General features: G+C 63.2%; 21 protein-coding genes and 2 pseudogenes. 9 read left to right on the forward strand and 14 right to left on the reverse strand.

Going from position 1 to position 26,585, the window contains the following annotated elements:
• The first annotated feature begins 50 nt into the window (after positions 1–50).
• From DB459_RS11110 to DB459_RS11130, 5 genes and pseudogenes are all read left to right on the forward strand, one after another.
• Complete coding sequence (locus DB459_RS11110; RefSeq protein WP_253712898.1) at positions 51–1,013, forward strand: carbohydrate ABC transporter permease; 963 nt, start codon at positions 51–53, stop codon at positions 1,011–1,013.
• Complete coding sequence (locus tag DB459_RS11115) at positions 1,006–1,914, forward strand: carbohydrate ABC transporter permease (protein ID WP_253712899.1); 909 nt, start codon at positions 1,006–1,008, stop codon at positions 1,912–1,914. The genes DB459_RS11110 and DB459_RS11115 overlap by 8 nt, the downstream gene beginning before the upstream one ends.
• A gap of 151 nt (positions 1,915–2,065) precedes the next feature.
• A complete protein-coding gene (gene denD, locus DB459_RS11120) occupies positions 2,066–3,052 on the forward strand; it encodes a D-erythronate dehydrogenase (protein WP_253712900.1) in 987 nt (328 codons plus the stop codon).
• A gap of 121 nt (positions 3,053–3,173) precedes the next feature.
• Positions 3,174–4,112: a sugar kinase gene (locus DB459_RS11125; RefSeq protein WP_253712901.1), complete on the forward strand. Its 939-nt coding sequence runs from the start codon at positions 3,174–3,176 to the stop codon at positions 4,110–4,112.
• Positions 4,109–4,675 (forward strand): annotated as a pseudogene (locus DB459_RS11130) (keto-hydroxyglutarate-aldolase/keto-deoxy-phosphogluconate aldolase). The gene DB459_RS11125 and the pseudogene DB459_RS11130 overlap by 4 nt, the downstream one beginning before the upstream one ends.
• Before the next feature lie 195 nt (positions 4,676–4,870).
• Here DB459_RS11130 and DB459_RS11135 read toward each other — a convergent pair.
• The 4 genes from DB459_RS11135 to DB459_RS11150 form a co-directional block, all read right to left on the reverse strand.
• Positions 4,871–5,953, reverse strand: a complete 1,083-nt coding sequence (locus tag DB459_RS11135) for an IS630 family transposase (protein ID WP_253706553.1) — start codon at positions 5,951–5,953, stop codon at positions 4,871–4,873.
• A gap of 309 nt (positions 5,954–6,262) precedes the next feature.
• Entirely contained in the window at positions 6,263–7,555 is a 1,293-nt protein-coding gene (locus DB459_RS11140) for a methyl-accepting chemotaxis protein (RefSeq protein WP_253712902.1), read from the reverse strand.
• A 1,132-nt stretch (positions 7,556–8,687) separates the two neighbouring features.
• Positions 8,688–9,542, reverse strand: coding sequence for an acyl-CoA thioesterase II (locus DB459_RS11145; RefSeq protein ID WP_253712903.1), 855 nt, complete (start codon positions 9,540–9,542; stop codon positions 8,688–8,690).
• Between the two features lie 185 nt (positions 9,543–9,727).
• Positions 9,728–10,096, reverse strand: coding sequence for a nuclear transport factor 2 family protein (locus DB459_RS11150; RefSeq protein ID WP_253712904.1), 369 nt, complete (start codon positions 10,094–10,096; stop codon positions 9,728–9,730).
• Positions 10,097–10,376: 280 nt separating this feature from the next.
• On the opposite strand from DB459_RS11150, the pseudogene DB459_RS11155 reads away from it, so the two are divergent.
• From DB459_RS11155 to DB459_RS11165, 3 genes and pseudogenes are all read left to right on the forward strand, one after another.
• Positions 10,377–10,670, forward strand: a pseudogene (locus DB459_RS11155) (MFS transporter); the annotation flags it as partial.
• Positions 10,671–11,047: 377 nt separating this feature from the next.
• Positions 11,048–12,232 carry an acyl-CoA dehydrogenase family protein gene (locus DB459_RS11160; RefSeq protein ID WP_253712905.1) on the forward strand — a complete coding sequence of 395 codons (1,185 nt, stop codon included), beginning with the start codon at positions 11,048–11,050 and terminating at the stop codon, positions 12,230–12,232.
• 68 nt (positions 12,233–12,300) lie between these two features.
• Entirely contained in the window at positions 12,301–13,440 is a 1,140-nt protein-coding gene (locus tag DB459_RS11165; protein WP_253712906.1) for an acyl-CoA dehydrogenase family protein, read from the forward strand.
• A gap of 190 nt (positions 13,441–13,630) precedes the next feature.
• Here DB459_RS11165 and DB459_RS11170 read toward each other — a convergent pair whose 3' ends face one another.
• The 10 genes from DB459_RS11170 to DB459_RS11220 form a co-directional block, all read right to left on the reverse strand.
• Positions 13,631–14,668: an amino acid ABC transporter substrate-binding protein gene (locus DB459_RS11170; protein ID WP_253712907.1), complete on the reverse strand. Its 1,038-nt coding sequence runs from the start codon at positions 14,666–14,668 to the stop codon at positions 13,631–13,633.
• A 46-nt stretch (positions 14,669–14,714) separates the two neighbouring features.
• Positions 14,715–15,317 (reverse strand): L,D-transpeptidase, encoded by a 603-nt coding sequence (locus tag DB459_RS11175; protein ID WP_253712908.1) that lies wholly within the window; start codon positions 15,315–15,317, stop codon positions 14,715–14,717.
• A 168-nt stretch (positions 15,318–15,485) separates the two neighbouring features.
• Positions 15,486–15,611 (reverse strand): DUF2474 domain-containing protein, encoded by a 126-nt coding sequence (locus DB459_RS11180; RefSeq protein ID WP_253712909.1) that lies wholly within the window; start codon positions 15,609–15,611, stop codon positions 15,486–15,488.
• The gene (cydB, locus tag DB459_RS11185) at positions 15,611–16,621 is read right to left on the reverse strand and encodes a cytochrome d ubiquinol oxidase subunit II (RefSeq protein ID WP_253712910.1); all 1,011 of its coding nucleotides are present in this window, start codon (positions 16,619–16,621) and stop codon (positions 15,611–15,613) included. Before cydB ends, DB459_RS11180 begins: the two co-directional genes overlap by 1 nt.
• On the reverse strand, positions 16,618–18,039 hold the full coding sequence (locus tag DB459_RS11190; RefSeq protein WP_253712911.1) for a cytochrome ubiquinol oxidase subunit I: 1,422 nt from the start codon (positions 18,037–18,039) through the stop codon (positions 16,618–16,620). The genes cydB and DB459_RS11190 overlap by 4 nt, the downstream gene beginning before the upstream one ends.
• 387 nt (positions 18,040–18,426) lie before the next feature.
• Positions 18,427–19,038, reverse strand: coding sequence for a sigma-70 family RNA polymerase sigma factor (locus DB459_RS11195; protein WP_253712912.1), 612 nt, complete (start codon positions 19,036–19,038; stop codon positions 18,427–18,429).
• 246 nt (positions 19,039–19,284) lie between these two features.
• Entirely contained in the window at positions 19,285–20,013 is a 729-nt protein-coding gene (locus tag DB459_RS11200; protein WP_253712913.1) for a response regulator, read from the reverse strand.
• Entirely contained in the window at positions 20,010–21,794 is a 1,785-nt protein-coding gene (locus DB459_RS11205; protein WP_253712914.1) for a DUF3369 domain-containing protein, read from the reverse strand. The genes DB459_RS11200 and DB459_RS11205 overlap by 4 nt, the downstream gene beginning before the upstream one ends.
• On the reverse strand, positions 21,764–23,866 hold the full coding sequence (locus DB459_RS11210; protein ID WP_253712915.1) for an ATP-binding protein: 2,103 nt from the start codon (positions 23,864–23,866) through the stop codon (positions 21,764–21,766). The genes DB459_RS11205 and DB459_RS11210 overlap by 31 nt, the downstream gene beginning before the upstream one ends.
• Before the next feature lie 935 nt (positions 23,867–24,801).
• Complete coding sequence (locus DB459_RS11220; RefSeq protein WP_253712916.1) at positions 24,802–24,963, reverse strand: hypothetical protein; 162 nt, start codon at positions 24,961–24,963, stop codon at positions 24,802–24,804.
• Here DB459_RS11220 and DB459_RS11225 point away from each other — a divergent pair.
• Positions 24,962–26,578 (forward strand): ABC transporter substrate-binding protein, encoded by a 1,617-nt coding sequence (locus DB459_RS11225; protein ID WP_253712917.1) that lies wholly within the window; start codon positions 24,962–24,964, stop codon positions 26,576–26,578. The two genes, DB459_RS11220 and DB459_RS11225, sit on opposite strands and share 2 nt — an antisense overlap.
• Positions 26,579–26,585 lie beyond the last annotated feature (7 nt).

The following is a 26,585-nucleotide window of genomic DNA, read 5'->3' on the forward strand; positions in this document are numbered from 1 at the left end:
GGCGGGCGGTTTCTTTACGATCAAGTATCGCATTCGGAGTTGTTCGCCCTATGGCCGTTCTCGAAGTCATGCCTGCATCCCGCCAAGGCTCGTCCGGGCTGCAGCATGCCTGGCAGCGGTTGCGCTCCAACCGCAACTGGCTGTCGTTCTGGTTCATGCTGCCAGCGGCGGGCTTCCTGATCCTGTTCCTTGCCTATCCGCTCGGCCTCGGCCTGTGGCTCAGCCTGACCGATGCCCGCATCGGGCGGGGCGGCGAATTCATCGGTCTGGAGAATTACGAGTGGTTGTGGGACGACAGCGTCTTCTGGCTGTCGGTATTCAACACCCTTCTCTATACGATCGTCGCCAGCGCCATCAAATTCGCCGTCGGGCTCTATCTCGCGCTGCTGCTCAACCGCCACATGCCGTTCAAGGCGATGATCCGGGCCGCGGTGCTGATCCCGTTCATCGTGCCGACCGTGCTGTCGGCAATCGCCTTCTGGTGGATCTACGACGCCCAGTTCTCGATCATCTCCTGGTCGCTGCGCAAGATGCACATCATCACCGAGAACATCAACTTCCTCGGGGACGGCAACTGGGCGCGCGGCAGCGTCATCTTCGCCAATATCTGGCGCGGCGTTCCCTTCGTTGCGATCACGCTGCTGGCCGGCCTGCAGACGGTGTCACCTTCGCTCTACGAGGCGGCGACGCTCGACGGCGCGACGGCCTGGCAGCGCTTCCGCTATATCACCTACCCGCTGCTCACCCCGATCATTGCCGTGGTGATGACTTTCTCGGTCCTCTTCACCTTCACCGATTTTCAGCTGATCTGGGCCATGACCCGCGGCGGCCCGGTGAACGCGACGCACCTGATGGCGACGCTGAGCTACCAGCGCGCGATTCTTTCCGGCCGGCTCGGGGAGGGCGCGGCCATCGCCACGGCGATGATCCCGTTCCTGCTTGCCGCGATCGCCGTATCGTGGTTCGGGCTGCAGCAGCGCAAGTGGCAGCAGGGTGGAAACAACAATGACTGAAACCGCCGCCGGACATATCGTCGAGGGCCGCCCCGCGATCGACAACGCTGAAGGCATGTCCTACCTGGAGTCGCTGCCGTCGCGGCTGATCACGCTCTATTTGCCGCTCGGCATCATCCTGGTGATCCTGCTGTTTCCGTTCTACTGGATGGCGCTTACGGCGATCAAACCCGATGCCCAGCTGATCGATATGGACACCTACAACCCGTTCTGGGTCGTCCACCCGACGCTCAAGCACATCAGCAAGCTGCTGTTCGAGACGGAGTACCCGCGCTGGCTGTGGAATACGATGTATGTCGCCACCGGTGCCACGGTCATCTCCATCGCCGCCAGCGTGCTTGCCGCCTATTCCATCGTCCGCCTGCAGTTCAAGGGCGCTCGAGTGGTCGGCGCGGCGATCTTCTTCGCCTATCTGGTTCCGCCATCGATCCTCTTCATTCCGATGGCGACGGTGATCCAGGCTTACGGGCTGTTCGATTCGCCGCTGGCGCTGATCCTCGTCTATCCAACGCTGCTGATCCCGTTCTCGACCTGGCTGCTGATGGGCTACTTCAAGACCATCCCCTTCGAGCTCGAGGAGTGCGCCCTGATCGATGGTGCCAGCCGCTGGCAGATCCTGGTCAAGATCATCCTGCCGCTGGCGGTGCCGGGCCTGATCTCGGCCTTCATCTTCTCCTTCACCCTGTGCTGGAACGAATTCATTTACGCGCTGACGCTGTTGTCCTCGACGCCGAACAAGACGGTGCCGGTGGCGATCGTCAACGAATTCGTCGATGGCGACATCTATCGCTGGGGTGCGCTGATGGCGGGAGCGCTGGTCGGTTCGCTGCCGCTGGTCATCCTTTACGCCTTCTTTGTCGAACACTATGTGTCGGCGATGACCGGAGCGGTGAAGGAATAGCGGGTTCAGCACCGGTCGTGCGGTGGATTCGACGCGCATGGCAGCTTTGCGCTGCGTCCGTCGTACGAGCACCAAATCCAAAACCGGACTACAGTCTCAACCATGCCGGTGGCGTTAGAACCGGGACACCAGGACGCAAAAGGGCAGGACCTTGCATATTCTCATTCTCGGCGCGGCCGGCATGGTCGGTCGCAAGCTTACCGAACGATTGGTGCGTGACGGGCGTCTCGGCGACGCGGCGATTACCAAGCTGACGCTGCAGGACGTCGTGGCCCCGGCCAAGCCGTCGGGCGCGGCCATGCCCGTCGACTGCATCACCTGCGATTTCGCCGAGCCCGGCGCCGCGGCACCGCTGGTCGTCGGCCGGCCGGATACCATCTTCCACCTCGCGGCGATCGTCTCCGGCGAGGCCGAGGCCGATTTCGACAAGGGCTACCGTATCAATCTCGACGGCACGAGGCAGTTGCTCGAGGCGATCCGCGCCGTCGGCGGCGGCTACAGGCCGCGGATGGTCTTTACCTCGTCGATCGCGGTGTTCGGTGCACCCTTCCACGAAAAGATCGAGGATGAATTCTTCCATACCCCGCTCACCAGCTACGGCACCCAGAAGGCGATCTGCGAACTTCTGATTACCGATTTTTCGCGGCGTGGCTTCCTCGACGGCATTTCGATCCGTCTGCCGACGGTCTGCGTGCGGCCAGGCCGGCCCAACAAGGCGGCGTCAGGCTTCTTTTCCAACATCATCCGCGAGCCGCTCAACGGCGAGGAAGCCGTGCTGCCGGTCGCGGAGGACGTCCGCCATTGGCACGCGACGCCGCGCTCCACTGTCGGATTCCTGCTCCATGCCGGAACCATGGACCTCGTCCAAATGGGTTGGCGCCGCGGCCTCACCATGCCGGGCCTGTCCTGCACGGTGGGCGAGCAGATTGCTGCGCTCGCACGGGTCGCCGGGTCCAAGGTCGCCGCGCGCGTCCGCCGCGAGCCCGATCCCACGATCATCGGTATCGTCGCCGGCTGGCCACGCGATTTCTCCCCGGTGCGCGCCCGCGAACTCGGCTTCACCACCATTGAGAAGACGTTCGATGACATCATCCGCATTCATATCGAGGATGAACTGCAAGGCCGCTTTGTCAGCTGAGGCCGCGCCGGATGACGCCCACCTTGTGTCGATATCGGCTTGGCTGGCTTCGTCGCCGCTTCGGCGCTGACGACTTGGCGCGACGGCATCAGTCGGCATCGGTGCGCGGCTTCAATCCGACATGAAGATCGCCTGCATCGGCGAATGCATGATCGAGCTGACCCCGGCTCCGGCTGGGCAGCTGCAGCGTGGCTATGGCGGCGATACATTGAACACTGCGATCTATTTTGCCCGCCTCGGCACCGAGGTCGATTATGTCACCGCCCTCGGCGACGACGTCTGGAGCGGGGGGATGGTCGCAGCCTGGACGGCGGAGGGTGTCGGCACCCGGCATGTCGCCCGCATTCCGGGCAAATTGCCCGGGCTCTATATCATTGAGACAGCGGCCGATGGCGAACGGCGCTTTCATTACTGGCGCGACAGTTCGGCCGCACGCGCCCTGCTCGATCTGCCGGGCAGTGCGGCCATGCTGGCAGACCTCTCGGCTTACGACCTCATCTATCTCTCCGGGATTACGCTGTCGCTTTATGATGCCGGTGGCCGGGCTCGCCTGCTCGCGGCACTGGCTGCGGCGCGGCAGGCCGGTACCCGCGTGGCCTTCGATACCAATTTCAGGCCGCGCAACTGGCCGGATCGCGCGGCGGCGCAGATGGCCTATGGCGAAGCGTTTGCGGTGAGCGACATCGTGCTTGCCTCGATCGAGGATCTCGATCTGCTCTACGGCGGCGGAGAGGGAAACAAGGCGGCGGATCGTCTCGTGGTCGGAGAATTGGTGCTCAAGCTGCACGAGCCGGCGTGTCGCGTGCGGCTTCCTGGTTTCGACACGGTCGTCACGGCGACGCCGGTCGAGCGGGTGGTCGATACCACGGCGGCGGGCGACAGTTTTGCCGCGGCCTATCTCGCGGCACGGCTCGGTGGTGCCGACCCCGTCGTCGCCGCCACTGCCGGTCACCGGCTTGCCGGCATCGTGGTCGGTCATCGCGGGGCGATCATTCCCCGCCCCGCGATGCCGGCCGACCTCGCAGGTCCGCGAGACCAGGAAAAGGAGGTCTCGTCATGACCACGATTCATAGCGACCGCGGTCCGCTGCTGCCATTGCTGAAAGCGGCGCGGGTCATTCCCGTGATTACCCTTGAGCGTGTCGAGGATGCGGTGCCGCTCGCTCGCGCATTGGTCCTCGGCGGCATCAGGACGCTGGAAGTGACGCTGCGCACCGCCGCGGCGCTCGAGGCGGCGCAAGCGATCATGGCGGAGGTGCCGGAGGCCATCGTCGGTCTTGGTACCGTGCTCGACGCCGCCGCGTCCAACGGGTTGCCTTTCGTCCCCGGCATCGCCACGGCAGGCGGAACTGATGGCGGCGCTGGCGCGCGGCTTTGACATCTTCAAGTTCTTTCCAGCCCGCGAGGCTGGCGGTATCGCGGCGCTGCGGGCGCTTGCCGGCCCGTTCCCGCAGGCGTGGTTTTCTGCCCGACCGGCGGCATCAATGCGGGCAACGCCGCCGACTGGTTTGCCGAGGCCAATGTGGCGGCGGTGGGCGGCTCCTGGCTGTGTCCCGCGGCCGAAATCCGTGCCGGAAACTGGGCAGCGATCGAGCAGCTCGCCCGTGCCGCGAGCGGGCTCTAGTGTGGCGTCTCGCAATTGCCTACCGCCTTTGCGGCAAGCCCCTCGTAGGCAATTGCGAGACATAAGCCACACTAGCACTTTGATTTTGCTAGTGTCCCGTTTCCAACGTTCGTATCCCATTGCAGCAGGCTGCTCGTACGAACGTTGGAAACAAGGGGACACTAGTGTCCTGACTCTCAATTGCCTTGCAATAACTCACGCTGCCTCGATTTTGTCGAGGGCGGCGCGGGCGCGGTTGATTTTTTCGAGGATGGCCGCGCCCTCGGCCCTCCACGTGTAGGGCTTCGGGGCGGCATTGCGATCGGAGAGATAGGCTTCGATGTCGCGGACGAGTTCGCCGATGGAAGCGAAGCTGCCCGAGCGTATCACGTCGGCGGTTAAATCAGCGAAGAAGCGTTCGACGAGGTTCATCCAGGACGAAGATGTCGGCGTGAAGTGCGACTTGAAGCGCGGGTGACGGGCGAGCCAAGCCTTGACCTTTGGATGCTTATGCGTGGCATAGTTGTCCTGGATCAGATGGATGTCGAGTTCCTCGGGCGTTTCGCGATTGATCTGTTTCAGGAACCTGAGCCATTCGATGTGAGTGTGACGCGCCTCGGTGCGCGCGATCAACTTGCCTTTCATCGCATCGAGGGCAGCAAACAACGTAATCGTGCCATGCCGGGTGTAATCGTGAGTCATTGTCCGGGGACGCTTCGGGGCAAGCGGCAAGCCAAGTTGAGTGCGTTCCAGAGCCTGGCATTGGCTCTTCTCGTCGCAGCATAACACCAGCGCCTTCGCTGGCGGATCGAGGTAGAGCCCGATCACGTCCCAGAACTTTTTCTCAAACTCCGGATCATTCGAGAGCTTGAACGTCTTTACAATGTGGGGCTTCAAGTCATTCTTTGACCAGATCCGCTGCACAGTACTGTGCGATACTCCGGCATGGCGGCCCATGCTGCGCACGCTCCAACGCTTGCGGTTCTTCGGCGGACGCGTGGCATCGGTGATGACACGCTCGATTTTCTTCTCTGTAATCGAGGGCTTGCGTCCGCGTCCGCCCTTGTCGTCGAGGCCGTCGAGCCCGTGTGCCTCGAACCGGCTGGACCATGTCGACACCGTTGGCATCGATGTATCCATCTGCTCGGCGACGAGCTCGATTTTCACCCCCTCCAGACGCAGCAGAATAATTTTTGCTCGAAAACGATCGCGATGCGCACTGGTCGGAGCATTGGCCCTCCGTTGGAGTTCAGCCCGTGTCTCCGCATCGGCGGTAAGTACCTTGACGGGACGCGCCATCCTCTCAGCTCCTGCTTGCCCGAAGCAACCAAGATTATTTAAACTGATTTGCGAGACGGAACACTAGCATCATTATGATTCTAGTGTGGTTTCGGATCTGACGCTCGTTCGAAGAACTCGCTGCAATACTGAAACGAGCGTCAGATCCACCACACTAGTGTCCTTATGTCTCCGAACGACCGTGCGAGCATGAGGCAAATGGAGCGGTAATTCGGAGACAGGACACTAGTCTGTTGAAATTAAACGGACACCAGCATCGTTATGATTCTGGCGCGGTTTTCGATCTGGCGCTCGCCCCTGAGCGCTCGATCAGGACGCGCGGACCGACGCCAGAAAGCTCTCGACCTCCGACCGAAGCAGACCGCTGTCAGCCGAAAGCGACTGCGCGGCCGCCAGAACCTGCGCCGTTGCCGAGCCGGTCTGCGTCGCACCGAGCTTCACGTCCGCAATGTTCGACGCCACCTGATTGGACCCATGCGACGCCTGCTGGACGTTGCGGGAGATCTCCCTTGTCGCCGCGCCTTGCTCTTCGATCGCCGCCGCGATCGCCGAGGAGATCTCCGCGAGCCTGTCGATGGTCCGCGATATGGCTGCGATGGCTGCGGCCGACTCCGCCGTTTCGCTCTGGATTCCCGAAATATGCTGTCCGATCTCACTGGTTGCGTTTGCGGTCTGGGTCGCCAGCGCCTTGACCTCCGATGCCACGACCGCAAATCCACGGCCGGATTCGCCGGCCCGGGCGGCCTCGATGGTGGCATTCAGGGCGAGAAGATTTGTCTGGCCCGCGATGGCATTGATCAATTCGACGACGTCGCCGATTCGGCTTGCTGCGCCTGACAGGGCGGTTACGCGATCATTGATGCGTAGCGCCTCTGCGACGGCTGCGGCCGCGATCCGGGCTGATTCCTGAACCTGACGGCTGATCTCGTCGATCGATGACGACAGTTCTTCCGTCGCCGATGCGACCGATTGGACGTTGACGGATGCCTCCTCGGAGCCCTGGGCGACGGTCGCGGCCAGTCTCTCCGAGTTGCTTGCCGTCGACGCCAATGATCGCGCGGACGATTCCAGCTTGGCGGAGGCTGAGGAAACCGTATGGACAATGTCGCCGATGGCTGACTCGAACGTCTCGGCGAGGCGCTGTGTGTCCGCCTTCCGCTGTGCCGCGGCCACGACGACATCCCGCGCCTTCTGCTCGACGTCGTTGCGGGCCTTGATCTCGGCGTTCTGCCGCACCATGCCGATGGCGCAGGCGAGTTCGCCGACCTCATCGGACCGATCTCGACCCGGAACAGTGGCGTTGAGATTGCCCGAAGCGATGTCGGTCACGGCGGACGTCAAGCGGACTACCGGACGGACAATGCCGAACACGATGGCGCCGATACCCAGGGCGATCACGAGGATCGCCACACCGCAGATTGTCCAGGTCAGATAGATGAACACGGAAATCCGCGCGGCCGCCGAGTTCTCGAGGTCGGCATCGTAGGCCTTGGCTCTATCGACGAGGTCGTCGATGATCGCTCGATGGCTGGCGTAGATGCCCGCGAGGCGGCTATAGGCCGATTTGGCCTGGGCGATATCCTGCCTTTCGAGCGCCGGCACCAGCTCTCGCTCGACGACGCTCCAGAACTGCCGGACCTGAGCCGCCGAATCCTGCGTCAGCCGGCTCTTGAGGTCAGGGCTGAGAGAAGAACTCTTCCAAAACGACTGCCGATCTTCGAAATCGCGACGCAGCTGCTCAAGGCGCCGCTTGTGCTCGGCCGACTTCGCCGGCTCCTGAACGGCGAGCGTCGCCTCGAGATAGCCCTCGACCACATACATCGGCGGCGGCAAAATGTCGGCCAACAGATCGGCGCCGAGCTTGATGTCGCCATAGAGCGGGCCGCCCACCCGCAACTGGCTGTTCGAATAGGCGCATATGCCGAGAATCGACAGAAGGGCGACGGTCGTAAACAGGCCGAACAGCAGCACCTTCGCCAGGAGAGACATACGCGGCCTCATCACGAATCCTTTGGTCGGCGTCGGAGACGCGTGCTCGCCTGACATTTGCTTCACGAGCTCGCGCCCGGGTGGGCAGCGAATGTCAAATCCGACAGTGCGGCAAGTGATGCGGTCATTCGAAGACAGGACACCAGTATAGTTATGATTCCAGTGCAGTTTTGGATCTGACGCGCGTACGACGAATTCGCTGCAGTGCTGATACGAGCGTCAGATCCACCGCACTCGCCGCTCTGTTGCGACGGCCTGTCGGCTTCTGAGGTAAAAGCCTTTAAGTTGGGTTAGCAAAAAATACACGCGGTGCAAGAAAATCGCTTCTGTGCAACTGATGATAATAGGTCCGGCCTCGCATGCGAGTTCACACGCCTTCGGCGGCATGCCGCTCGACTTGGCTAGTGTCCCGTCTCCGAATTACCGCTTCGTTTGCCTCACTTTCGCACGGTCATTCGGAGACATCGGGACACTAGCAAAATCAAAGCGCTAGTTTGGCTTATGTCTCGCAATTGCCTACGAGAGGGTTGCCGCGAAGGCGGTAGGCAATTGCGAGACGCCACACTAGTGCGGTGGATCTGACGCTCGTATCAGCACTGCAGCGAATTCGTCGTGCGCGCGTCAGATCCAAAACCACACTAGAATCATAGCGATGCTGGTGTCCCTTTGGTCCTAACGTTCGTACGAGCGCTCGCACGATCGGCGCTGTCGGCAGCCGCGCATGCTCGCCTGCCGGCCGAGTGGATCAGTCCGAGGTATCGGCAGGCTTCCAATCACGGTAATAGGTCGCCTGGATACTGGTGGTGAGCAGGCGGCCGTCCGGCGCCCACAGCTCGACCGACTGATCGCCGAAGCCGTTGCGGAAGACGCTGGCGCCGGCGCGCCCCAGCACCCAGTCGTTCTCGGCCACCATGTCTTGGGCGCCGCCGTGAAAATAAGTGGTCAGCGTCACCGTGCCGAACGGCACCAGGACGCCGAGGATGTGGAAGACGCGGCCGAAGAAGGCGTCCGACATGGAAACCAGCGATAGATAATCAAGTCGCCGCGGCTCGGCATCGCGCAGCCAGAGTAGCGTGTCGGCCGGTTGCGGCTCGCTCTGCGGTGTGGCGCCGAAGGCCGGGTTGCCGCCGACGAAGCGCATGTCGTAGCGGTCGATCCAGCTCGATCGGCTGAGCTTGTTCTCGAAGCGCGCCAGCGTCTGCGGCGCCGGCGCGTGCGGTATGCGCGCTACCGCGTGATTCCAGGTCGGTCGCCGGACGGCAAATACCGCAGTGGCGGTGGCCAGCGCCTCGCCATCCTGCTGACAGAGCTCCATGGTCCAGTGCTGGGTCGAGCGGTTGGTTTTTGCGGCCCTGATCGCAATCTGGAATTGCCCCTCGGCGATCGGCGCACAGTAGTTGACGGTCAACGCCAGGGGATCGCCGATGCGATCGGGATGGTCGAGCACGGCGCGCAGCAGCGTTGCGGCGGTGGCGCCGCCGAACGGGCCGATGAAGGCCCAGTAGTCGGGGGAGGTGTGCCCGCGCCAGTGTCCGTCATGCCAGGTGAGGCGTGTGGCGTTTTCGAGCGGATGAAGATCGTTCTCGCTCTGCGACATCATTTCAACCTCGATGAATGCAGCGAAATCTAGTGTCCTGTCTCCGAATTACCGTGCGAGGGTGAGGCAAATGAAGCGGTAATTCGGAGACAGGGCACTAGCGCGGCGGTGAGGTCGTGCAAAATTCCCGGCATGGAGAAAGAATTCCGGCTGCCGGCATAATCGCGCCGGCAGCCGCATGCTACGCCTTAGCCCGGGATCTGGTCGAGAAACCCGGTAACGCTGCGGATTCGCCCCGCTTCGGTGACGACGAAATCGGTGCCCTTGATCGGGCCATCGGCGCCACGAGGGCCAAGAGCCCACGAAAAGCGCAGATAAGCGCCGTGTCCGTCCGGCTTGCCGGTCAGGGCGAAGGAAAAATCGGGAAAACGCTGCTGCACGCCGGCGATCAGCGCGTCGATGCCTTCGCAGCCGGTGCCCTGCATCAGCGGGTCGGCATATTTCGCGTCTTCGGTCCATTGGCTGGAGAGCTTGGCGCGGCGACGCGTTGCATCGCGCTCGTTCCACAGTGCGATGTAGTTGTCGGCAATCCTCATGATGTCGAGAGCGTCGATCATCGTGGTTTCTCCTGTGTGTTGTATTGGGTTGTGCCGTCGAGGCGGTGCGAGCGTGACATCGGCAGTGGCGCCGATCGATTACGTGACAGGTAAGGGAAGGGAAATTCAGGCAGGCGCGAACGAGACGGCGTGATCGGCAGCAGGTTGAGCCTGCGGTACGGGCCATGATGGCTTGGCCATGCGCCCCGGGCGGCTTCCAGCCCTTTCTCGCAGATGTTAGGATTCGTCGGGCGACTGAAAACAACGTGTGTTGGCGCTGTCCGGGAGGGGAACGTTGCGGATGAAGTTAACGCCGGTGCCGCTCTTCGTCGACGAGATTTCGATCCGCCACAGCGGCTGGCGCGTGGTCGCCGTCTGCTTCGTCATGGCCGCCTTCGCCTGGGCCCTCGGCTTCTACGGCCAGGCCGTCTATCTTGCCGAGTTGCAGAAGCTCCATGGCTGGCCAGCCTCGACGATCACCGTCGCCACGACCTTCTTTTATCTCCTCAGTGCCGCGCTGGTGGTCTTTGTCGGCGACGTGATTCGTGCGCTCGGTCCCAGGCCATGCCTTGCGATCGCGTCGTCAGCTTCGGCATGGCATTCGCGTCCGTCGTCAGCGCCTTCGGTCCGGTGCTCTCCGGTTCCCTGCATGATCTGAGCGGTGGCTACGCGCTGCCGTTCGGGGTCTGTATCCTGCTCGAAATAGTCGCGGCGATCGGCATTCTGATCCGCGGTCGCCGCATCCCCGACGTCTAGTGCCCTGTCTCCGAATGACCGCTTCATTTGCCGCACGGTCGGACGGTCATCGCGCGAGCGATCCTGCTTGATGAGCCGAGGCGCACGGGCACGAGCGTGTTGAAATCCGCCGGCCGGCAGGTAAAGTCGCCGCGCGCACGCAAAGACTATCAAACGCGCGTTTAAAACAATCGTCGCGTCTCGGCGCGCGAGCAGGACATGCGAGGGGAAAACGCCATGGCCGATCTCGAACTCTTCCGTCAGGAAACCCGCGTCTGGCTCGAGGCCAATTGCCCGCCGGAAATGCGCCGGCCGATGACGCGGGAGGACGACACCTTCTGGGGCGGCCGCAATGCCCATTTTGCTTGCGAAGCTCAGCGGGTATGGTTCGAGCGCATGCGCGACAAGGGTTGGACCGTGCCGCATTGGCCGACCGAATATGGCGGCGGCGGTCTCGATGGCGAGGAAACCAAGATTCTGCGCCAGGAAATGGCGGCGATCGGTGCTCGCTTGCCGCTGGTCAGCTTCGGCATTTCGATGCTGGGGCCGGCGCTGCTGAAATACGGCACCGAGGCGCAGAAGCGCGAACACCTGCCCAAGATCACTGCAGGCCTGATCCGCTGGTGCCAGGGCTACTCTGAGCCCAATGCCGGATCGGATCTGGCGTCGCTGCAGACCCGTGCCGTGCTTGACGGCGACGATTTCATTATCAACGGCCAGAAGATCTGGACGTCCTATGCCAACTATGCCGACTGGATCTTCTGCCTGGTACGGACCGACACCGCGGCCAAAAAGCACGAAGGCATCAGCTTCATCCTGTTCGACATGACCACGCCCGGAGTCTCGACCAAGCCGATCCTGCTGATCTCGGGCAAGTCGCCGTTCTGCGAGACCTTCTTCGACAATGTCCGGGTGCCGCAGGCCAATGTGCTCGGACAGCTCAATCGCGGCTGGGACGTGGCGAAGTATCTTCTGCAGCACGAGCGCGCCATGATCAGCGGCATGGGCGAGCGGGCCGGCGGCCGGCCGCTCGGCCAGGTGGCGGCGGATTGCGTCGGCACCGACGTGGAGGGCCATCTCGACGACCCGGTGCTGCGCGGCCAGATCGCAATCTTTGATATCGACGAGGCGGCGCTCGGCTGTGCCGCCGAACGCGCCGTTGATCTCGCCAAGGCCGGTCTGGCGCATCCCGCCTTCTCGTCGGCGCTAAAATATTACGGCACCGAACTCAACAAGCGCCGCCACGAGATTCTGATGGCGGCCGGCGGCATCGAAGCCCTCGAATGGGAGAGCGAACGCTCGCGGGATGGTGAAGCGGCCCGCGCCTGGCTTCGCACCAAGGCCAATTCCATCGAGGGCGGCACCAGCGAGGTAATGCTCGGGATTATCGCCAAGCGCATCCTCGATCTGCCGGGTGCCTGATGCGCTGCGCTACGCGGATCTGACTGCACCTGCGACCCGTTTTCCTGCGACGATCGGACTCTTAGCAAATGGCTCTCGTCCTCACCGAAGAACAATCCATGCTGCGCGATAGCGCCCGCGGCCTGATCGGCGGCAAAGCGTCCGTGTCGCATCTGCGCCAGCTCCGCGACAGCCGCGACGCGACCGGCTTCTCCCGCGAATTGTGGAAGAGCTTCGCCGAAATGGGGTTTGCCGGGCTCCTGGTGCCCGAGGAGTTCGGCGGCAGCGCCCTCGGCTGCGTCGAAGCCGGAGTGATCATGGAGGAGATCGGGCGCACGTTGATGCCATCACCGTTCCTGTCGACCGCCGTGGTTGCCGCCTCGGCGCTGAGTCGCGGCGGTTCCAGGGCGCAGAAGTCCGAACATCTCGGCCGGATCGTCAGCGGCGACCTTGTCGCCGCGCTCGCCGTCGACGAAGGCCCGAAACACCGTCCGCTGCGCACCGCCATGGGGGCGATCCGCGCCGGCAACGGGTTCCGGCTCTCCGGTGCCAAGGGCATGGTCGTCGACGGCCATGTCGCTGATCTCTTGATTGTCGTAGCACGCACCTCCGGCGCACCAGGCGATGCCGCGGGCCTGACCCTGTTCCTGGTCGATCCCAAGGCCAAGGGTATCGAGGTCGAGCGCACCATCATGGTGGATGCCCACAACGCGGCGCGGGTCACCTTCGACAGCGTCGACGTCACCGCCGACAGCGTGCTCGGCGAGGTCGACCAGGGCGGGCGGCTGCTCGAAGGCGTGCTCAATGTCGGCCGTGGTGCGGTCGCCTCCGAGATGCTCGGCGCCGCCGAGGAGGCGTTCGGCCGGACCGTCGGCTATCTCAAGGAGCGCAAGCAATTCGGCAAATATATCGGCGAATTCCAGGCCCTGCAGCATCGGGCGGCCCATCTCTATTGCGAGGTCGAGCTGACGCGCGCCGCCGTGCTCAAAGCCCTGCAATGGCTCGACCAGGATTTCGACGCGGCCGGTCCCGCGGTGGCGGTCGCCAAGGCGAAGGCCGGCACCACCGGCACCCTGGCGGTGCAGGAGGCGGTCCAGATGCATGGCGGCATGGGCATGACCGACCAGTTCGACATCGGCTTCTTCATGAAGCGAATGCGGGTTTGCCAGGAATTTTTTGGCGATTCAAACTTTCATGCCGACCAACTTGCGCGGCTGAAGAGTTTCTGATCGGCGGGCAACGCCAAGCCGCGACTCTAGTGTCCTGTCTCCGAATTACCGTCCCATGTGCCTCACGCTCGCACGGTAATTCGGAGACATAAAGGACACTAGCATTGATCATGATTCTAGCGCGGTTTTGGATCTGACGCTCGTATGAAGAGCTCGCTGCAACGCTGATACGAGCGTCAGATCCATCACACTAGCGGATCGGCGGCGCGTACTGGATGCCGCCGGCGTTCCACAGCTCGTTCATGCCGCGCGGAATGCCGAGTTTGGAGCCGGTGCCGACATTGCGCTCGTAGACCTCGCCGTAATTGCCGACGTGACGGATGATGCGCGCCGCCCAATCCTTGGTGAGATCGAGTTCCTCGCCATAAGCGCCCTCGGTGCCCATCAGGCGCTTGACGTCCGGCTTGTCGGATTTGAGCGCCGCGTCGATGTTCTTCGAGGTGATGCCGAGCTCCTCGGCATTGATCATGGCATAGAGCGCCCAGCGTACGATGAGCTGCCATTCGTCGTCACGCTGACGGACCACCGGGGCCAGCGGCTCCTTCGAGATCACGTCCGGCAGGATGGTGTGGTCGCCGGGCTTGGCGAATTTCAATCTGATCGCATAGAGCTGCGACACATCGGTGGTGATGGTGTCGCATTGGCCGCTTTCATAGGCCTTCAGAAGATCGTCCAGGTGGTCCATCTTGACCTCCTGATACGTCATGTGATTGGCCCGGAAATAATCGGCGAGGTTGAGCAGTGTCGTGGTGTTGCTCTGGACGCAGACCTTGCTGCCGTCGAGTTCGAGCGCGGAATCGATCTTGCGCGTCTTGGGCAGCATGAAGCCCTGGCCGTCATAGTAGGACACACCGGCGAAGTGCAATTCGTAGCCGGTCTCACGCGCCATGCTCCAGGTGGAATTGCGCGACAGGACGTCGATCTTGCGGCTCTGCAATTCCTTGAAGCGCTCGTTGGCGTCAAGCGGCACGAATCTGACCTTGGTGGGATCGTCGAAGATCGCCGCGGAGATGGCGCGGCAGAAATCGACGTCGAAGCCGCTCCAGTTACCCTTGTCGTCGGGATTGGAGAAGCCGGGCAGGCCGGTATTGACGCCGCACAGCAGTTCGCCCCGGCGTTTGACCCGCTTCAGCGTCTGAGTGTCGTAGCGTTCATAGGTAATGGCGGCAGCACCCACCGCGACAGCAATGGTGCAGCCGATCAGCAGGCCGGTTCGAAACGTCCACATCAGTCGCCCCGTTCAATGAATGGCGGAATGGATTTGGCGGGAAGTCTTACAGTTCAGGCCTCTGCCGAACGACGACCTTGGTGCCGACCGGCACACGGCCGTAGAGATCAACCACGTCGGCATTGACGAGGCGGAAGCAGCCCGACGAGACGGCGGTGCCGATCGTCTGCGGCTGGTTGGTGCCATGGATGCGATAGACCGTGGCGCCGAGGTAGAACGCGCGTGCGCCGAGCGGATTGCCCGGACCACCGGCCATGAAACGTGGCAGATAGGGCTGACGCTCGATCATTTCCGGTGGTGGCGTCCAGTCGGGCCACTCGGCCTTGCGCGAGATCTTGAGCAGCCCCTGCCATTGGAAGCCGTCGCGGCCGACGCCGATGCCGTAGCGCAGTGCGCGGTTGTTGCCCTGGACCAGATAGAGATAACGTTCCGACGTCTGGATGACGATCGTGCCCGGGGGCTCCGCCGTGCGGAAGAACACCATCTGGCGCTGGAACTGCGGCGACAACTGCTCGTCGGCGTCGTCCGCAATATAGCCTGGTTGGTCGGCGCCGCTCATGTCGACCTGTTGCGCCGAGGCGGCGCCGGGCAGAGTGATGAGAGCGAGAATGGCGAAGGCTAGGGTGGGAAGAAGCCGGCTGGCAGTCATTTTAAATTCCGTCCAATCAATAGCGGTTCGGGTGCCAGACGAGATTAAATTGTGCATCGCCGAGCAAAATCATCAAACCCCAGCCGTCCGGAGCTGGCAAGCCGCTTTGCCGAATCCTTTCGCTGCCTCAAAGATGAACGGAACCGTGGTGGTCATTCGCGGGGATCGTCAGTGCGGCGCGATCCACTGCCGCAGCACAAACGACAGCAGGGCAACGCTGCCGACCCCGCCGCACCACAGCACGACGAACCACATGACGCGACTGCGCCACCCTGCCGGCAAAAGTCGCGCCATCAATGGTATCCGGATTCCGCGTTGACCTTGCCGCGAAACACCCAATAGGCGAACCCGGTATAGATCAGGATGATCGGGATCATGATCGCGACGCCGACCAGCATGAATTGCTGGCTGTTGGCCGGAGCCGCGGCCTGCCAGATGGTGATGCTCTGCGGCACGACGTAGGGATAGATGCTGATGCCGAGGCCGGCATAGGACAGCGCGAACAGCACCAGCGTCAGGAAGAAGGGCCGCCGGTCGTCTCGTGCGGCGAGGCTGCGCACGATCAACGCGGCGACAATCGCCACTGCGATCGGCACCGGCGCGGTCGCCAGGATATTCGGCCAGGCGAACCAGCGACGCCAATAGGCGACTTCCAGGAACGGTGTTGCCGCGCTCACCAGGACGATGGCAAGCAGGGTGGCGACGAGGAAACGCCAGGTCATGGCGTAGGCCCGCTCGCGCAGGTCGCCTTCGGTCTTCATCACCAGCCAGGCTGCCCCGAGCAGGCCGTAGCCGGCGACCACCGAGCAGCCGGTCAGAATGCTGAACGGCGTCAGCCAGTCCCACCAGCCGCCGCCATACAGCCGGCCGTCGACCTTGACGCCTTGCAGGATGGCGCCAAGGGCGATGCCCTGGGCCAGCGCAGCGACGAACGAGCCGCCGGCGAAGGCGAGGTCCCACAGGCTGCGTTCGTGCGGACTGCGCCATCGGAATTCAAAAGCGACGCCACGAAACACGAGGCCGAGCAGCATGGCGACGATCGGCGTATAGAGCGCCGGCATCAGCACGGCATAGGCGAGCGGGAACGCGGCGAATAGCCCGCCGCCGCCGAGCACCAGCCAGGTTTCGTTGCCGTCCCATACCGGTGCGACTGAATTCATCATCAGGTCGCGATCGCGCTTGTCCCGGAAGAGGGGGAACAGCAGGCCGAGCCCGAGGTCGAAGCCGTCCATCACCACATAGGCAAATACCGCGAAGGCGATGATGAAGGCCCAGATGGTGGCGAGGTCACCGGGGATATTCATGCGCGCCTCCCCACGCCTGTGCCGCTGAGCGCCACGGCGGCCGCCGGCGTCAGCCCGGCGCTGCGCCCCGGCATGTGGCTCTCCGGGCCCCCCTCGCCCCGATGCGGTGGCGCAGCCATCAGGCGCAGGATGTAGATCACGCCAGCGGCGAAGACGATGAAATAGACGACGACGAACGCGAGCAGCGACGACGCGATCGCGGGAGCGGCGAGCGGCGAGGCGGCCTCGGCCGTGCGCAGCAAACCATAGATAGTGAAGGGCTGACGGCCGACCTCGGTGGTGACCCAGCCGGCGAGCACCGCGACGAAGCCCGACGGGCCCATGGCCAGCGCGAACCAGTGCAGTCGTCGCGATTGAAATAACGAGCCGCGAAGGCGCGCATAGAGGCTGGCAAGTCCGAGTGCCAGCATCAGCAGGCCGATGCCGACCATGATGCGGAACGACCAGAACACCACCGGCACGTAAGGCCAGTTCTCCCTCGGCACCGTGTCGAGCCCGGCGAGCGGCGCGTTGGGATCGTGCTTGAGGATCAGCGACGAGGCCTTCGGGATCTCGACCGCGTAATCGACGGTGGCGCGGCTCTGGCTCGGCAGCCCGAACAGGATCAGCGGTGCACCGCCGCTGCTGCTGTGAAAATGGCCCTCCATGGCCATCACCTTGGCCGGCTGGTGGGCGAGCGTATTGAGGCCGTGCTGGTCGCCGGCCAGGATCTGCACCGGCGCCACCAGAGCCGCCATCCACATCGCCATCGAAAACATCACCCGCGGCCCGTCGCTGACGCTGTCGCGCAACAGATGGAAGGCGCCGACAGCGCCGACGACGAAGGCGGTGGTCAGATAGGCCGCCAGCACCATATGGACCAGGCGATAAGGGAAGGACGGATTGAATATCAGCGTCCACCAGTCTGCGGCGATGAACTGTCCCTCAGCGTTGACCGCATAGCCCGCCGGTGTCTGCATCCAGGAATTGGCCGATAAAATCCAGAACGCCGATAACAGCGTGCCCACCGCCACCATCAGTGTGGCGAAGAAATGCAAACCCTTGCCGACGCGCTTGAGGCCGAACAGCATCACCCCGAGAAAACCGGCCTCGAGGAAGAAGGCGGTCAGGACCTCGTAGGCCATCAACGGTCCGATCACCGCGCCGGCCTTGTCGGAGAAGCCCGACCAGTTGATACCGAACTGGTAGCTCATCACGATTCCCGAGACGACGCCCATGCCGAAGGCCACCGCGAAGATCTTCAGCCAGTAGTGGAACAGGGTGATGAAAACCTCGCGACCGGTGATCAGCCACAGCGCCTCCAACACGGCGAGGTAACTCGCAAGGCCGATCGAAAAGGCAGGGAAGATGATGTGGAACGACATTGTGAATGCGAACTGCGCGCGGGCGAGGACGATGGCGTCGAGACCAGAAAGCATCGGGAAGCAACCGTTGGTTGGAGGACGAAGACGCAGCGCCACGCTGCGCCGCCCTGTGGTGATCCGATGCGCGGGCGCGGCGGGACATCGAACGATCCGGCCGGGCGGGCGCTGCGTGGTCTTATCATGCTCCGACCCCGATGGGGATGGCAGGAACGCGCGGCCGCCCGCCGCAGCGGCATTGCAGCCTTGCCATTGCGGCCGACGTAAGTCGACACATGCGCTCACCATGTAACGGCTGCGCTCCAGAGGCGATCTCAACGGAAATTGAACCCGGTCCGCTCGCGGGGCGTCGTCTCCCGGGGCATCGTCTTGCGCCCAGGACAAAACGACAACCTGGGGCGAAGCCGCGGGTTGTCTTCGATCGATCCGATGTGGCGTCGCGGCTCACGCGGCCAGACTGTCGATGCCCTCGTTCCTGAGCAGCCCCGCCAGCGCCTTGCGAGCGTAGAACATGCGGGTCTTCACCGTCGCCTGCGGGATGCCGATGACGCGGCCGGCCTCCTCGACGCTCATCTCGTGATAGTAGACGAGTTCGATCACTTCGCGGTGAGCCGGTGACAGCTTCTTGAGGCAGGTTCGCAGCACGTCCGAGGTGCGGGCGCGGTTGAAGGCGGTCTCCGGATCGTCGCGGTCGTCGGCGATCTGCAGCACCTCGTCCTGTTCGATGTCCTCGAAGCGACGCTGACGGAGCGCGCTCAGCGCCTTGAAGCGAGCGATGGACAGGATCCAGGTCGAGACCTGACAGCGGCGCTCGAACTGGCTGGCGGTCCGCCAGACATCGAGAAACACCTGGCTGACGAGGTCCTCGGCGAGGGTGGTGTCACGCACGATGCGCAGGATGAACCGATAGGTCCGCACATGATGGCGGGCATAAAGGATGTGCATCGCGCTCTTTTCACCGTCGGCGATGCCGTCGATCAGCATTTCGTCCGACGTGGCCTGCACAGCCAGGACGCAGTGGCGAGCTGCGGTTTTGATGGCGAAAGCGGTCTGCATTGTCATCTCCCCCAACGCGTAACCAGCACGTTGCAGGGGATTGATAGGACCACCTGGTTTCCGGCCGTTGGCGTGCCAAGTGGAAAATGGTTTCGTCGGTCGGGAATTTTGTTTCGTCGGGCCGGGCGACGACATATTAGGCCGAAAAACCAAACGATTTCAGTGCCCGGCCCGGCGTTCGGCGGTATGTTCGGAGGCGTTTTTTCGTCGCCGGGCCGGGTCCCATGTCGCTCGAGAAGGCTCTGCTCAGGCCTTCTCGTCGACGGGCGCAAACAGGTAACCGCCGCCCCGGACGGTGCGAATCACCGAGGGTCGGGCAGGGTCGGGCTCGATCTTGCGCCGGATGCGCATGATTCGCAGGTCGACGGCGCGGTCGAAGGCCTCGGCGTCCCGGGCATTGGCGAGTTCGAGCAGCCGTTCGCGGGACAGCACCCGTTTCGGGTTAGCGGCGAACACCTTGAGCAGGCCGAATTCGGACGCCGTCAGCGGATGTTCGATGCCTTCCTCGTCGCGGAGCGCCTGGGCCTCGAGGTCGAGCCATTTGGTGCCGAAGCGGACCAAGGCCGGCTTCTCGGTCTTGGCCGGCGGCTCGGCGGCGCGTGGCGGTCCGCTCCGTCGCAGCACCGAACGGATGCGCGCCATCAATTCGCGCAGCTCGCACGGCTTGGCCAGATAGTCGTCGGCGCCGAGCTCGAGTCCGACGACGCGATCGATCGGGCTCGCCGTGGCGGTGAGCATGATTACGGGAACGTTGTCGCGGCTCTTGAGATCGCGAATGATCGACAAGCCGTCCTCTTCGGGCATATTGAGATCAAGGACCACGAGATCGGGCTTGGCGCCGTCGATGGCGAGGCGCAGGCTCTTGCCGCCATCGCACAAGGTCACGCCGAAGCCGTGCATGCGCAGATAATCGCCAACCATTTCGCGCGCCGGCGCCTCGTCGTCGACGATGAAGATATGGGGTGACTGGCTCACGGTCTTGCTTCCGGCCTCAAGTCCTTCAATGACTCGCCTATCATGTCGGGGACAGTCGGAAGAGTGATGGTGAAAGTCGATCCGAGGCCGGCTCCGTCGCTGTGCGCGGTCACCGCGCCGCCGTGCATGTCAACGATACGCTTGACGATCGACAGACCCAGTCCGGTCGAGCTCTCGCCCGCGGTCGGCTTGGCGGACAGCCGCTGGAAACGGCCGAACAGCCGGCCGATATCTTCCGGCGACAGCCCCGCACCCTCGTCGCTGATGCTGACGACGATGCCGTCGTCGGTCTGATCGACAGCGACGCCGATGCGGCCGCCTATCGGGCTGTATTTGATCGCGTTGCTGATCAGATTGTCGATGGCCTCGCGCATGCGGTCGGAATCGCACATCGCGATCCGGTCAGAGGGCGCGCTCACCGCCAGCCGTTGCCGCTTGTTGAGGGCCGAGGGCTGATTGGCTTCGACCACCTCGGTCACCAGCGCGGTGACATCGACCGGCTCGCGGCGGATGGTGATGTCGAAAGCATCGGCCATGGCGTCGGCGATCAGATGGTCGACCATGGCGGTCAGGCGCTTGGTGGCATGCCGGATATGTTCGACCTGGGCGGCGATCTGGTCGCGATCAGCGTCCAGGCTGATCAACTCGCTCAGCATTTCGGTGCGGCCGAGGATCACGCCGAGCGGGTTCTTGAGGTCGTGCGCCACCGTGCCCAGCACCTCGTTCTTGAAGGCATTGGCGCGCTGCAGCCGCAGCCATTGCGCCGACAGGCGGCGGTTGGCGGTCATGAGAGCCCGGGTGCGTTCGGTGACCCGGTCCTCGAGCTGGGTATTGGCGTCCTGGAGCTGCTGGTAAAGGATCACGTTATCGAAGGCGATCGACAGGCGACTGCCGAAGATTTCGATCAGCGAACGGTCGGTCTCCGACAGTTCTCGCGCCGATTCGATCAGGACCACCACCTCGCGGCCGCTGCCGGTGCGGATATAGAGCACGGTGCGGTGCCCTGCGAACTCATGTTGGCGGCGCAAAAAGGCCATTTCGACGGTGCGGCGCAGGTTATCATCCAGCCCCGGTCCGTGGTCGCCGGTATATCGGCTGTAGCACCCCGAGCCGGCCAGCACCGAAAAGGCGTCGCCATGGTCGCTGCCGTCGCGCAGCACGAGGATGCCGACGCAGTCGATGTTGAGCAGGGAGGCGATCTGGGTCAGCACGCCTTCGGCGAGGCGCTGCATCGACTTGAAGTCGTAGAGGGTCGAGGCCGCGTCAATGATGATCTCGAGGCCGCGTCGCGTCTGCAACATGCGCTCGAGCTGCTGATAGCTGCGCAGCGCCGCCGTGAGCGAGGTGAAGAGCTTGTCCGCAGTGAGCTCGGTCTTCGCCTTGTAGTCGTTGATGTCGTAGTCGACGATGATCCTGCGTTCCGGCGCCTGGCCGGGCTGGCCTGTGCGCAGGATGATCCGCACCGTCTCGTTCTTCAGCTCGTTACGGATATATTGCACGAGTTCGAGGCCGGCCGCATCGGTCTCCATGATGACGTCGAGCAGCACCGCGGCGATGTCCGGGTGCTGGCGCATCAGCTCGCGGCCTTCGGCGGCGGAATAGGCCGACAGGATCTCGAGCCTCTGGCCATTGAGGGCGTAATCGCTTAGTGCGAACCGCGTGCCCTCGTGCACCGCACGATCGTCGTCAATGATGGCGATCTTCCAGCGCCGGCAAGGGCCGGTGTCGGCGGCAACGCCGGTATCGTCGATCAGGTGGAGGACGTCGTCCTGGTCGGCCATGATGCTGTTCCGCGTTCGGTAATCTTGCCGGGCGTTCCGCGGCTCGGGTTCCGCGGCATGATAATGCGAAAGATGGTCCCCTGTCCCGGTGCCGTTTCCATCCTGATACGACCGCCGAGCTGCTGGGCAATCAGATTATAGACGATATGCAGGCCAAGCCCGGTGCCGCCCTCGGCGCGTCGGGTGGTGAAGAACGGGTCGAAGGCCTGGCGCTGTACCTCGGGCGCCATGCCGACACCGTCATCGCCGAACTGGACCTCGATGGTGTCGTCGGGGAGCGGGGCTGCGGCAATGCGGATGGTGCCGACCCGACCGTCCGGGAAGGCATGGCTTGCGGCGTTGAGAAAGAGATTGGTCAGCACCTGGCCGTAGGATCCGGGATAGCTGTTGACGGAAAGATCCGTAGGCACTTCGATCGCCACGGTGACCGGGGCTTTTTTCAGCACCGGCCTGAGGCTGGCGACGATCTGGTCGGTGGCCTCGCGCAGGTCGAAGATGCGTTGCTCTGCCTGGGAGCGATCCACCGCGACCTGCTTGAACGACTGCACCAGTTCGCCGGCGCGCTGCAGATTTCCGACGAGCTGCTGCGCGGCGTCGCCGGCGACGCGCACGAATTCGTCGAGCTGTGAGCGTCGGAGCGGCCGGCCGGAGCCGATGTCGTCAGCGAAGGCTTCGCTCCGCCGGGCAAGGCTCGAGGCGACGGTCAGACTGATGCCGATAGGATTGTTGACCTCATGCGCGACGCCGGCCACGAGACCGCCTAGGGCCGCGAGGCGCTCGGCGTCAATCAGGTTCTGCTGCGCGGCGCTGAGCTCGGCGAGGGCGGTTTCGGCCTTTTCCTTGGCGGCGCGCAATTCGTCCTCGGCAGCGCGCTTGGCGATGGCATTTTCCCGGAACACTTCCACCGAGCGCGCCATGTCACCGACCTCGTCCTGGGCCTGGGTGTCCTGCACCTTGCGTCCGAGATCGCCGGACGTGATGGCATGCATCGCCGTCATGATCTGTTGCAGCGGCAGGCGGATGCTCACCGCGATGACGACCCCGACGCCGATGACGACGGCGAGAAAGACCAGCGAGATCGTCAGGACCTTGCGCGAAATGTCGGTCAGGGTCTGATCGAAGGTGGTCTGAGCCTGTTGTTCGCGCTGGCGCATCTTCACCGACAACTCGTCGATCTCGCCGATCGTCTCCGCTTGATTGGCGTCGATGGCGTTGCGCAAAAGCGCGGTCCGCGTCGCGAATTGCTCCGCGAGCGTCGCCAGCCCGCCGCGCAGCGCCTGGGAGCGCTGCTGCAGGCGTTTCAGCGCCGATCTCTGCACATCATTCTCGGCGAGATTCATCATCACCGGAATCGTGTGCTCGATCGTTTGCGAGTTCTTGCGAGCCTCCTCGGCCGCATCGGAGGCGAGCGAAAGGTAATAGGAATTGGCTGCTACCAGCAGCGCCGTGAAAGCCTCGCGGGATTTGCCGAGCGGCGGCCAGATCGGCGCGTCGCGGCGTTCGGTGGCGCCCTCGATGATGGCGTAGAGCCCCGCGATGTCCTTGGCGGGGGCCAGGACCTGCTGCTCGTAGGTCTTGCTGATGGCGGCCTGAACGCTGCGCAATTCGCCGAAGCCGTTGAGAAACGATTCGGTGACGCGTTCGAGTTCGGCCACCGAGCCCGAGAGCATAGGGTCGGTTGAGGCACGATTCTTCAAGGTGCCGAGCACCGCTTCGCGGAGCAGCAGGATTTCAGCGAACAGGTCCGGGCTTGGCTGGTTGATGTAGCGATGGATGAGATTTTGCAGCCGGCCGGTTTCGCTTTCGAGCAGGGCCAGGATCTTGTCGGATTCGCGGACCTGGCGGACGTCCTGCCAGGCGGAATCCAGCACTCGGGCACCGCTCCAGATCAGGCCCGCAAGGATCACCACCACCGCGGAATTGAGCGCTGCGATCGAGAGGATGCGCCAGCGGATCGGGACTGCGCGGACCAGCCTGACGATGCCGAAACGGCCGCGTGCAACGAGGCCGTCAGCCTTGGTTTCCCGGGTCGCCTCCCTGGTCGGCACCACGGACAAGTCAGGGCCTTTCATGCCGGCCCGGCGAACCGGAGCACGGCTGCCCGCCGCCCGACTGCAGCGCCGCAACTGATCCGTTCGGCCCGTCGCCGCAAAGGCCATCGTTCCCCGACCGCACCACGTCTCCTCGCCTCGATCGTGTCAAAGCCGAAAATCGCTGATAAGTATGTACTTTACCAGAAAGTCCCGGAGACTGGCTATCGTGCGTCCCGGGCGAGGAACGGTGTGCCGTGAAGGTGGCGGAAGCGGGGAGATCATCGATGAAGGCCGGGTTTGCGGGATCGCGGCGCGGGGCGCGCTGTGGCTTGCAATCCTTGGCGCAGCCCTGTCGGCCGCCGCCGTCTCGGCGCGGACGGCAACCACGGTCTACTGATGGTAGGCCAAGCAGGGCGAGCTCGGCCGGGAGGTCGACAAGCTGGCTGCAGACTTCAACGCTCGCCAGAGCGACTATCGGGCCGTTCCCGTCGACAAGGGCAGCTACACGGAAACCGCCGGCGCAGGCCGCGCTTGATGCCGCGATCGAGAAGCGCAACCGGTTGCTGCGCTAGTGTCCTGTCTCCGAATTACCGCTCCATTTGCCTCATGCTCGCACGGTCATTCGGAGACATAAGGACACTAGCAAAATCAAAGTGCTAGCGTGGCTTATGTCTCGCAATTGCCTACGAGAGACTGGCTGCAAAGGCGGTAGGCAATTGCGAGACGCCACACTAGTGTCCCGGTTCCAACGTTCGTATTCCCTTGCAGCGAGCACTTCTACGAACGTTAGAATCAAAGGGACACTAGCATCATGATGATTCTAGTGCGGTTTTGGATCTGACGCGCGTACGAAGAACTCGCTGCAATACTGGTACGAGCGTCAGATCCACCGCACTAGTTCGAGCGCGCGGATCAGTAATGCGGCATCGGAATTCCGTGCGCTCAACGGCAGGCTAAATTTCAGGCAAAACTATCTATTTGTATGCAATTCGGTCAGTTGGCGTGCCGCCAAGAGTCATCGGCGAAATTCCGGATTGTCTTTTTATTTCAATTGATTGAGCGACGGCTGCCGGCTCGTGGCGCGGTGGCACAAAGCTTGCGAAGTCATGATCAGCTGTTCCGCTGGAGATGATCATGAAGCGTCGCGATTTTCTGAAGATGTCCGGCCTCGCCGCCGGAGCTCTCGTTCAGGCTCCGGCCGTCTTTTCCCCGGCGAAGGCAGATGCCCGGTCCGAGACGCTGCTGGTCATCTCGGAGAGCGGACCCAACAATCTCGATATCCATGGCGTCGGCACCAACGTCCCGAGCTATGAAGTGTCGTGGAATTGCTATGACCGCCTGATCAGCCACGAGATGAAGAGCGGTCCGGGCGGCGTGCCCTATTATGACCGCGACAAGTTCAAGCCAGAACTCGCCGAGGACATGAAGGTCGGCGACATGTCGGCGACCTTCAGGCTGAAGAAGAGCGCAACCTTCCATGACGGCACGCCGGTCACCGCCAAGGACGTCAAGTGGTCGCTCGACCGTGCTGTCAGTGTCGGCGGTTTTCCGACCTTTCAGATGAGCGCGGGCTCCCTCACCAAGCCCGAGCAATTCGTCGTCGTCGATGACCATACGGTTCGGGTCGATTTTGCCCGAAAGGATCGCCTTACCATCCCCGATCTCGCGGTGATCGTGCCCTGTGTCGTCAATTCCGAGCTGGTGAAGAAGAACGCGACCGAGAAGGACCCCTGGGGTCTCGAATACACCAAGCAGCAGACCGCCGGCTCCGGCGCCTACAAGGTGACCAAATGGACCGCCGGCACCGAAGTGATCATGGAGCGCAACGATGCCTGGGTCGGCGGCCCGCTGCCGAAGATCAAGCGCGTGATCTGGCGGATGGTGCCGCAGGCCGGCAATCGTCGCGCACTGCTGGAGCGCGGTGATGCCGACGTGTCGTTCGAGCTGCCCTATCGCGACTTCGCCGAGCTCAAGCAGGCCGGCAAGCTCAACGTCACCTCGCTGCCGATCAGCAACGGCATCCAGTATATCGGCATGAATGTCACCAAGCCGCCGTTCGACAATCCTAAGGTTCGGCTCGCCGTGGCCTATGCCATTCCCTATCAGAAGATCGTCGACGCGGTGATGTTCGGGCTCGCCAATCCGATGTTCGGTGCGCCCGCCGACAAGCCCACCGAAGTGGCCTGGCCGCAGCCCCACAAGTTCAACACCGACATCGCCAAGGCGAAGGCGCTGCTGGCGGAAGCCGGCTATCCGAGTGGCTTCGACACCACGCTGTCGTTCGATCTCGGCTTCGCCGTGGTCAACGAGCCGCTCTGCGTCCTCGTGCAGGAGAGCCTTGCCCAGATCGGCATCAGGACCACCATCAACAAGATTCCCGGCGCCAACTGGCGCACCGAACTGAACAAGAAGGAGATGCCGCTCTACACCAACGTGTTCTCGGGCTGGCTCGATTACCCCGAATACTTCTTCTACTGGTGCTATCACGGCAACAATTCCGTCTTCAACACCATGAGCTACAAGTCGCCGGCCATGGATCAATTGATCGACGGCGCCCGTGCCGCAGCTGCGGTGGGCGACGCAGCGGCCTATGACCGCGACGTCAAGGGCTTCGTCGACCTCGCCTTTACCGACATGCCGCGGGTGCCGCTCTATCAACCCTATGTCAACGTCGCGATGCAGAAGAACGTGTCCGGCTATCAGTACTGGTTCCATCGGCGGCTCGACTATCGCGCGATGGTGAAAGGCTGAAGGCGGC

Source organism: Bradyrhizobium sp. WD16, assembly GCF_024181725.1.
Taxonomy (GTDB): domain Bacteria; phylum Pseudomonadota; class Alphaproteobacteria; order Rhizobiales; family Xanthobacteraceae; genus Bradyrhizobium_A.

Coding starts and splice junctions, on each gene's coding strand:
- DB459_RS11135 (WP_253706553.1), bottom strand. CDS start 5,953: ATGGCGCGTCCCGTCAAGGTACTTACCGCCGATGCGGAGACACGGGCT.
- DB459_RS11160 (WP_253712905.1), top strand. CDS start 11,048: ATGGCCGATCTCGAACTCTTCCGTCAGGAAACCCGCGTCTGGCTCGAG.
- DB459_RS11115 (WP_253712899.1), top strand. CDS start 1,006: ATGACTGAAACCGCCGCCGGACATATCGTCGAGGGCCGCCCCGCGATC.
- DB459_RS11205 (WP_253712914.1), bottom strand. CDS start 21,794: ATGGCCGACCAGGACGACGTCCTCCACCTGATCGACGATACCGGCGTT.
- DB459_RS11190 (WP_253712911.1), bottom strand. CDS start 18,039: ATGCTTTCTGGTCTCGACGCCATCGTCCTCGCCCGCGCGCAGTTCGCA.
- DB459_RS11175 (WP_253712908.1), bottom strand. CDS start 15,317: ATGACTGCCAGCCGGCTTCTTCCCACCCTAGCCTTCGCCATTCTCGCT.
- DB459_RS11180 (WP_253712909.1), bottom strand. CDS start 15,611: ATGGCGCGACTTTTGCCGGCAGGGTGGCGCAGTCGCGTCATGTGGTTC.
- DB459_RS11210 (WP_253712915.1), bottom strand. CDS start 23,866: ATGAAAGGCCCTGACTTGTCCGTGGTGCCGACCAGGGAGGCGACCCGG.
- cydB (WP_253712910.1), bottom strand. CDS start 16,621: ATGAATATCCCCGGTGACCTCGCCACCATCTGGGCCTTCATCATCGCC.
- DB459_RS11195 (WP_253712912.1), bottom strand. CDS start 19,038: ATGCAGACCGCTTTCGCCATCAAAACCGCAGCTCGCCACTGCGTCCTG.
- DB459_RS11165 (WP_253712906.1), top strand. CDS start 12,301: ATGGCTCTCGTCCTCACCGAAGAACAATCCATGCTGCGCGATAGCGCC.
- DB459_RS11145 (WP_253712903.1), bottom strand. CDS start 9,542: ATGATGTCGCAGAGCGAGAACGATCTTCATCCGCTCGAAAACGCCACA.
- DB459_RS11220 (WP_253712916.1), bottom strand. CDS start 24,963: ATGATCATCTCCAGCGGAACAGCTGATCATGACTTCGCAAGCTTTGTG.
- DB459_RS11170 (WP_253712907.1), bottom strand. CDS start 14,668: ATGTGGACGTTTCGAACCGGCCTGCTGATCGGCTGCACCATTGCTGTC.
- DB459_RS11110 (WP_253712898.1), top strand. CDS start 51: ATGGCCGTTCTCGAAGTCATGCCTGCATCCCGCCAAGGCTCGTCCGGG.
- DB459_RS11125 (WP_253712901.1), top strand. CDS start 3,174: ATGAAGATCGCCTGCATCGGCGAATGCATGATCGAGCTGACCCCGGCT.
- DB459_RS11225 (WP_253712917.1), top strand. CDS start 24,962: ATGAAGCGTCGCGATTTTCTGAAGATGTCCGGCCTCGCCGCCGGAGCT.
- DB459_RS11150 (WP_253712904.1), bottom strand. CDS start 10,096: ATGATCGACGCTCTCGACATCATGAGGATTGCCGACAACTACATCGCA.